This window comes from Pantoea sp. Pa-EAmG (assembly GCF_030024295.1).
GTDB lineage: Bacteria > Pseudomonadota > Gammaproteobacteria > Enterobacterales > Enterobacteriaceae > Pantoea > Pantoea dispersa.
Genome location: NZ_JASEWO010000188.1, coordinates 1 through 7,937, shown reverse-complemented (window position 1 = coordinate 7,937; position 7,937 = coordinate 1). Strand labels below are relative to the sequence as shown.

8 protein-coding genes are annotated in these 7,937 nt (G+C 56.8%); 2 read left to right on the top strand and 6 right to left on the bottom strand.

Features of this window, described 5'->3' with window-relative positions; translation table 11 throughout:
* The first annotated feature begins 350 nt into the window (after positions 1–350).
* On the top strand, positions 351–566 hold the full coding sequence (osmB, locus tag QMM04_RS18980; RefSeq protein ID WP_031279061.1) for an osmotically-inducible lipoprotein OsmB: 216 nt from the start codon (positions 351–353) through the stop codon (positions 564–566).
* A 69-nt stretch (positions 567–635) separates the two neighbouring features.
* Here the strand turns inward: osmB and yciH are convergent, their stop codons facing one another.
* From yciH to pgpB, 5 genes are all read right to left on the bottom strand, one after another.
* Complete coding sequence (gene yciH, locus QMM04_RS18975; protein WP_021505951.1) at positions 636–959, bottom strand: stress response translation initiation inhibitor YciH; 324 nt, start codon at positions 957–959, stop codon at positions 636–638.
* The gene (pyrF, locus tag QMM04_RS18970; RefSeq protein WP_282996762.1) at positions 959–1,666 is read right to left on the bottom strand and encodes an orotidine-5'-phosphate decarboxylase; all 708 of its coding nucleotides are present in this window, start codon (positions 1,664–1,666) and stop codon (positions 959–961) included. Before pyrF ends, yciH begins: the two co-directional genes overlap by 1 nt.
* A 205-nt stretch (positions 1,667–1,871) precedes the next feature.
* On the bottom strand, positions 1,872–3,041 hold the full coding sequence (gene lapB / locus QMM04_RS18965; RefSeq protein ID WP_058758617.1) for a lipopolysaccharide assembly protein LapB: 1,170 nt from the start codon (positions 3,039–3,041) through the stop codon (positions 1,872–1,874).
* A gap of 6 nt (positions 3,042–3,047) precedes the next feature.
* Entirely contained in the window at positions 3,048–3,353 is a 306-nt protein-coding gene (locus tag QMM04_RS18960; RefSeq protein ID WP_058771279.1) for a LapA family protein, read from the bottom strand.
* A 126-nt stretch (positions 3,354–3,479) separates the two neighbouring features.
* Positions 3,480–4,244: a phosphatidylglycerophosphatase B gene (pgpB, locus tag QMM04_RS18955; protein WP_278428379.1), complete on the bottom strand. Its 765-nt coding sequence runs from the start codon at positions 4,242–4,244 to the stop codon at positions 3,480–3,482.
* A 230-nt stretch (positions 4,245–4,474) separates the two neighbouring features.
* On the opposite strand from pgpB, the gene ribA reads away from it, so the two are divergent.
* On the top strand, positions 4,475–5,068 hold the full coding sequence (gene ribA, locus QMM04_RS18950; RefSeq protein ID WP_058758620.1) for a GTP cyclohydrolase II: 594 nt from the start codon (positions 4,475–4,477) through the stop codon (positions 5,066–5,068).
* A 90-nt stretch (positions 5,069–5,158) separates the two neighbouring features.
* Here ribA and acnA read toward each other — a convergent pair whose 3' ends face one another.
* Positions 5,159–7,840 (bottom strand): aconitate hydratase AcnA, encoded by a 2,682-nt coding sequence (acnA, locus tag QMM04_RS18945; protein WP_282996761.1) that lies wholly within the window; start codon positions 7,838–7,840, stop codon positions 5,159–5,161.
* Between the last annotated feature and the right edge of the window lie 97 nt (positions 7,841–7,937).

Below are 7,937 nucleotides of genomic sequence, written 5' to 3'. Positions count from 1 at the left end.
TAGCCAGGCCCAGCGAAGGGAGAATTAATATTTCAACGCGAAGAGATTTCCAGATAATCACTAAAATATCAATGATTTATCTCGAAAAGTTGTTATCAGGGCCCCAGAGTTGAGTCAGGATTTCAGAGTTTTCTTTCTGCATACACATCCGCTTACGCCTAGAATTATCTCAAGCCTGCGGCGGTACCAAAATGGTCTTTGCCAGCAGCGTGAACAACGCGCGCTAAGGGCTGCGCGCCAGCGTGCAGGCTGAAGGAAAAGCACCGCCTGAGTGCATCGGGCGAACAACTTCAGGGCGTAACATCTATACTTAACGAGTTGCCTCTGAGCAAACCATCAAGGAGATGTCCATGACTACAACAATGAAACGCGTGACGGTTGCCGTGCTGGCAACGACGTTAGTGGTGGCCCTGAGCGGCTGTTCCAACTGGTCAAAACGTGACCGCAACACGGCGATTGGCGCCGGTGCCGGTGCTATTGGTGGATCGGTGCTCACCAACGGCAGCGCGCTGGGTACCGTCGGTGGCGCTGCGGTGGGCGGCATTATTGGCCATCAGGTTGATTAATAATAATATTGTAGCAGGCTACGCAGCGCATCTACGTCACATCGGGCCACCTTGCGTGGCCCGCTTTCATTAACCGCCCGCCAGTTTAACCTTCATGCCTTTGGCTTCCAGCAGCGTTTTAAGCAAATCGCGCTTATCGCCCTGAATCTCAATCACGCCCTCTTTCAGCGCCCCGCCGCAGCCGCACTTCTTCTTAAGCTCGGCCGCCAGCTTTGCCAGCGCGTCATCATCGAGATCGATGCCGGTAATCAGGCACACGCCTTTACCTTTACGCCCGCTGGTCTGGCGCTGAATGCGCACGATGCCATCGCCTTTCGGCCGCTGCGGTTTCTCTTCGCTATGTGTAATACGGCCGGTTTCGGTGGAGTAAACCAGCGGATTGTCCTGAGCCATTAGCCCTCCTGTAAACTGTGCAGGATTTGCTGCAGCGTCTGCGCCGGATCGGCAGATTGGGTGATCGGTCGCCCAATCACCATGTAATCCACGCCGGCCTGTTGTGCCTGCTGCGGCGTCATGATGCGGCGCTGATCGCCGGCCTCGCTACCCGCCGGGCGAATACCCGGCGTGACCAGCGCGAAATCCTGCCCGATAACCTGTTTAAAGTGCGCGGCTTCCTGCGCCGAGCACACCACACCATCAAGACCACACTCGCGCGTCAGCCGTGCCAGACGCTCAGCCTGCTGCGCCGGCGATAAGGTGATGCCAAGACCTTCAAGATCGTCTTCGTCCATGCTGGTCAGCACCGTAACCGCAATCAGCAAGGGCGCATCACTGCCAAACGGCAGCAGCGCTTCGCGCGCCGCATTCATCATCCGCGCCCCGCCGCTGGCATGCACGTTGACCATCCACACACCGAGATCCGCTGCCGCCGCGACCGCATGCGCCGTCGTGTTCGGGATGTCATGAAATTTGAGATCGAGGAATACCTCAAAACCGCGCGCCTGCAACGTCTTCACCAGGGACGGTCCAAACAGGGTAAACATCTCTTTACCCACTTTCAGACGGCACTGGCCCGGATCGATACGGTCAACGAACTGCAGTGCGCTATTGAGATCATGATAGTCGAGTGCCACCAGAATCGGTGAGTGAGTAACAGGCATAACGTTTCCTCAGAGGCTGGCACCCGCAGGCGCGATGGACAAACGGCAAGCATTCTACCCGTGCAACCCGGTCACGACAACGTTACGACGGCGATTGCCTTGCTGATTGACAAGGTGATGCACAGTGCTGAAGCGTGGATGATAATTTCTCTATTAGTATGTTGTAACTACTATGCGCTGTAAATAATCACCGAACGCGGCCAGCTTACTGGCCGTCGAGTCCGCGAATCGGTTTAACGGAAGACCAGGCGCGGCACGATGGGCAGTGCCAGTAGAGGGCGTGCGCGGTGAAGCCACACTTCTGGCAGCGGTAGCGCGGTTTAGTGCGAATCTGTTCGCCAACCATGTCGCGCAGCACCATCAGACTCTCTTTGGCGCGGCCATCTTCCGCCTCGTGCAGGTGGAAATCCATCAGACGATGGAACACACGCATGGTGGGATGACGCTGCAGCTGACGGTTAATGTAGAGCTGCGCCGCTTCCGGCCCCTGCTGCTGCTCCAGAATGTCCGCCAGATAGAGTTCCGCCGCGGCCCCGGTGTTCTCTTCAACGCAGCGTTGCAGGAACTGCGCCCAGCTGTCAGGCTGCTCCAGCCGCTGATAGCAGGTTTCCAGCATCGGCAGCGTTTCGCTCACCAGTTCTTTGTCCTGTTCCAGCACGCGCTGCAGTCGCTGCGCCGCTTTCGCGTATTCGCCCTGCTCCATCAGGATACGTCCCATCATGATGGAAACGCGCGCGCTTTGGTGGTCGGCCGCTTCACCCTTTTTCAACAGGCTCATGGCACGATCGAGGTCGTCACTGCTCAGCGCCTGCAGTGCCAGCTCGCAGTAAAAATGGGCGATTTCGCCCTTTTGCTTATCTTTGCCGAGTTTTACCAGCCGCTCCGCCACTTCGATGGCTTTCTGCCAGTCGCTGGTCGCCTGATGAATCAGCAGCAGTTGCTGCAGCGCGCTGATACGAAAATCGGTTTCATCGATCAGCTGACTGAACATGTCTTCGGCGCGATCGTACAAGCCGGCGGCCATATAGTCGCGTCCCAGCTGCTGAATGGCCAGCAAACGCTGATCGTAAGTAAGCGACGCGCTTTCCATTAACGACTGGTGGATGCGGATGGCGCGGTCGACTTCGCCGCGCGAACGGAACAGGTTACCGAGCGTCAGGTGGGCTTCAACGGTGCCGCTGTCCTCTTTCAACATATCGAGGAACAGATCGACCGCTTTATCCTGCTGATTAGAAAGGAGAAAGTTAACCCCAGCCACGTATTCACGTGACAGACGGTTAGCTTCCTGTTGCTTATCCTGTTGCGCACTGCGGCGGCCCATATACCAGCCGTACGCCGCCGCGACAGGAAGAAGCAGAAACAGCAATTCAAGCATCGAACATTAATCCCGACGCACTGCAGTGGAGGTGCTATTTACCGCAGCAGATTGTTCATTTTGCGCCTGCATGCGCTTCAGTTTACGCTGTGCATGCGCCAGCGAAACACGAATGCGCAGCCAGAATAGGCCACAGATCGCCCAGCCCAGCAAAAATCCGGCACCAAACAGGCAGGCCAGCAAGGTTGAAATGCGGAATTCGCCCTGCGCCAGCAGATAGTTGAAGGTGACAATCTGGTCATTATGCGCTCCGAGCGTAACGGAGATGATGAAAATGACCAAAACCACGAGAAAAATCAGCAAATATTTCACAATGCGTCCTGTCGTGAGGTTATCCGGTAGAGTATGCCAAAAAAGTGCCGCTGTTGCTGCTTATCCGCGCAGCAGTTAGTGCCCTTTCTGCAAGTACAATCAATCATATGGGGGCAAAGGGAGAAATTACAATCCGTCATCGCGCCCGGCAATCTCACGCTGCTCTTCCGGCGGCACGCTGAGCGGGCCACAAAAGCGCTGTGCCAGCCAGGTTGCCAGCGTCACCAGCAGCCACGAGATCAGCGTCGCGACCACCAGATCGCGCGGCCAGTGCATGCCCAGTACCAGCCGGCTGCCCATGACCAGCGTAGCCCAGACAAACAGCACCACCACCGTAACAATATGCCGGCGCGGCCATAACAGGCCAATCACCAGCAGCGCCCAGCTGGCGGCAAACATGGTGTGGCCAGACGGAAAAGCAAAGCCCGTTTCAAACGCCCAGTGATTTTTTAACCAGGCGGGCAGCTTTGTATCATTGGCGAGCAAGGCGGACACCATTTCGCCGCGCTGCTGCCGTTTCAGCTGATAAAACTGCTGTTCGTTGACGCCGTGGCTGTGCTCAAGCCAGACCACATACGGCCGCGGCTCCTGCACCTGCTCTTTGATAAAGGTTTTGGTCGACTGACCAGCGAGAATGGCGCCGTTCATGATAATCAACAACAGAATGGCCGGCCGGAGGCGGAAGCGCAGGCACCATAATACCCAGCAGCTCAGAATCAGGCTGGTCAGCGTGCCCCACGGACTGGTGACGGTTTCAGTGATCCAGAACAGCACGCGCAACAGATGCCCGCTCTCCCCCGGTTGCCACTGCCAGCCGGAAAGCCATACGCCCAGCGGCATCAGCAGTAATAAAAACGCGCCCAGCGTGGTGCGTTGCACAATTTTTAACATCTCGTTCCTTTATTGTTTCACGACCTGACAGGCGTATTGCATAACTTTAGTTGAAAAAAGAATAACATACCCGTTGCGGCTTAGATAATTGTGCTTTATCACTACAATAACTCTGACTGATTAACGGCCCGGGTGAAGGTTGTGGCACAATATTGTCAGTTTTGTCGGGCCAGTCGGGCCCGTGCGTTATCATGATGATAGCGCATCCTCTGAAGGTTCTGGAGAGTCACATGCAGCTTAAACGGGTAGCAGAAGCCAAACTGCCCACGCCATGGGGAGATTTCCTGATGGTTGGTTTTGAAGAACTGGCAACCGGCCACGACCACGTCGCGCTGGTTTATGGTGATATTAGCGATCACAATCCGGTGCTGGCGCGCGTCCACTCCGAATGTCTCACCGGCGATGCGCTGTTCAGCCTGCGCTGCGACTGCGGCTTCCAGCTGGAAGCGGCGCTGACCGCCATTGCGGAAGAAGGACGCGGCGTGCTGCTGTACCATCGTCAGGAAGGCCGCAACATCGGGCTGCTCAACAAAATTCGCGCCTATGCGTTGCAGGACAAAGGCTACGACACGGTGGAAGCGAACCATCAGCTGGGCTTTGCCGCCGATGAGCGTGACTTCACCCTGTGCGCCGACATGTTTAAACTGCTGGGCATCAATGAAGTGCGTTTGCTGACCAACAATCCGCGCAAAGTCGAGATCCTGTCAGAAGCGGGTATCAATATCGTTGAGCGCGTGCCGCTGATCGTTGGCCGTAACCCGAAAAATGCGCACTATCTCGATACGAAAGCCGAGAAGATGGGGCATCTGCTGCCGAAATCGTAATGCGGCGGTGCGCGCACTTGCAAAGCGCTTCAGTGACACACGCTGTCAGCGTCAATAATAAAGCCGGGCATGCATGCCCGGCTTTGTTTTTTAGTTGAGCATATTGCGTATCACATAATGCAGGATGCCGTCGTTCTGGTAATAGGTCAGCTCATTACCGGTATCGATACGACAACGAGTATCCAGCGTCTGCTGACTGCCGTCAGCCCGCGTCAGCGTCACCAGGACGCTGCAGCCGGGCTGCAGCTGCGCCAGATTTGCCACATCGATACGCTCTTCCCCGGTCAGCTGTAGCGTCTTACGCGTCACGCCCGCCGGGAACTCCAGCGGTAAAATGCCCATGCCGATCAGGTTAGAGCGGTGAATACGCTCGAACGATTCGGCAATCACCACGCGCACGCCCTGCAGGCGCGGACCTTTCGCCGCCCAGTCGCGGCTGGAGCCGGAGCCGTACTCTTTCCCGGCGATCACCGCCAGCGGCACGCCCTCCTCCTGATACTTCATCGCCGCATCGTAGATAGCCAGCTGTTCCTGGCTCGGATAGTGCCGGGTATAACCGCCCTCGACGCCAGGCACCATTTCGTTGCGAATACGGATGTTGGCGAAAGTACCGCGCATCATGACTTCGTGGTTACCGCGTCGTGAGCCATACGAGTTGAAGTCATTACGCTCAACGCCGTGCGCCAGCAGATAACGCCCCGCCGGACTCTCCGCTTTAATGCTGCCAGCCGGAGAGATATGGTCGGTTGTCACCGAATCACCGAGCATCGCCAGGATGCGCGCGCCGTGAATGTCCTGCACCGGCTGCGGCGTTTTTTCCATATCGTCAAAGAACGGTGACAGACGAATATAGGTTGAGCCTTCGTCCCAGTCATAGGTGGCGGCTTCGCTGACTTTGATCTGCTGCCACTCGGGCGTGCCGTCGAAAACCTCGGCGTACTCTTTATGGAACATGTCGCTGGTAACTTTCTGCACCGATGCGGCAATCTCTTCCGGCGATGGCCAGATGTCCTTCAGATAGACGTCATTGCCCTGCTGATCCTGACCGATCGGGTCAGTCTGCAGATTGATCTTCATGTTGCCCGCCAGCGCATACGCCACCACCAGCGGCGGAGACGCCAGCCAGTTGGTTTTCACCAGCGGATGGATGCGCCCTTCAAAGTTACGGTTGCCGGACAACACGGCACCCACCGTCAGATCGCCCTCTTTGATCGCGCTTTCGATCTCATCCGGCAGCGGGCCGGAGTTACCGATGCAGGTGGTACAGCCGTAACCCACCAGGTTAAAGCCCAGCTCATCAAGATACGGGGTCAGTTGCGCCACGGCGAGATAGTCGGACACCACTTTTGATCCCGGTGCCAGCGAGGCTTTTACCCAGGGTTTGCGCATCAGCCCGCGCTCGACGGCTTTTTTCGCCAGCAGGCCAGCCGCCATTAAGACGCTGGGGTTCGAGGTGTTGGTACAGGACGTAATCGCGGAGATCACCACGGCACCATCATCCAGCTGGATGCGGTCGCCGGTTTCACTGTCCAGATAGCTGACCGTTTTGTGCGGCTTCTGCGCGTGATTCACTTCCAGCTCGTTACTGGCGTCAAAGGCCGCCGGTACGTCGCCGAGGGAGACGCGATCCTGCGGACGCTTCGGACCGGCGAGGCTCGATTCTACTTCAGCCATATCCAGCGCCAGCGTGCTGGTGAAGATGGGTTCATCGCCCGGTTTACGCCACAGCCCCTGCTGTTTTGCATAGGCTTCCACCAGCTCAACCTGCTGCGCATCGCGCCCGGTGAGCGTCATGTAGCTGAGCGTTACTTCATCAATCGGGAAGAAACCGCAGGTTGCGCCATATTCTGGCGCCATGTTGGCGATGGTTGCGCGATCCGCCAGCGGCAGATCGGCCAGTCCGTCACCGTAGAATTCGACAAACTTACCGACCACCCCGTGCTTGCGCAGCATCTGCGTCACGGTTAATACCAGGTCGGTGGCGGTGATACCGGGACGCAGTTTGCCGGTCAGCTTGAAACCCACCACATCGGGAATCAGCATTGAAACCGGCTGGCCCAGCATGGCGGCCTCAGCTTCAATGCCGCCCACGCCCCAGCCAAGCACGCCCAGGGCGTTAATCATGGTGGTATGGGAATCGGTACCGACCAGCGTATCCGGATAAGCTACTTCTTTGCCGTCCAGCGTTTCATGCCAGATGGCTTTACCGAGGTACTCCAGATTGACCTGATGACAGATACCGGTGCCCGGCGGCACGACGCGGAAACGGTTAAAGGCTTTTTGCCCCCAGCGCAGGAAAACGTAGCGTTCGTGGTTGCGTTCCATCTCCAGGCGCACGTTTTCTTCAAACGCATCGTCATCGCCAAAATGGTCGACCGTGACCGAGTGGTCAATCACCAGATCGACCGGTGACAACGGGTTAACTTTCGCCACATCACCGTCCAGCCGCTTAACGGCTTCACGCATCGCCGCCAGGTCAACCACGGCCGGTACGCCGGTGAAATCCTGCATTAATACGCGCGCCGGACGATAAGCAATTTCGCGATCGGCATGTGCAGTTTGCTGCCACGCCACCAGCGCCTGAATATCTGCTGCCGTTACGGAATCTTCATCCTGCCAGCGCAGCAGGTTTTCCAGCAGAACCTTGAGGGATTTTGGTAAGCGATCGATGTCACCGACCTGCTGAGCGGCTTTCGGCAAACTGTAGTAATGATATTTTTTTGCCCCTACTTCCAGCGCATCCTGACTCTGCTCACGTAACGTTAACGACATAACTCCTCCTTTTATGGGCTCTTCTGCTAAACCTCAGAGAGTGCAAGGTTTAGCTTAAAGATAGACCACATTTTCGTTAACGATTTGATAACAACAC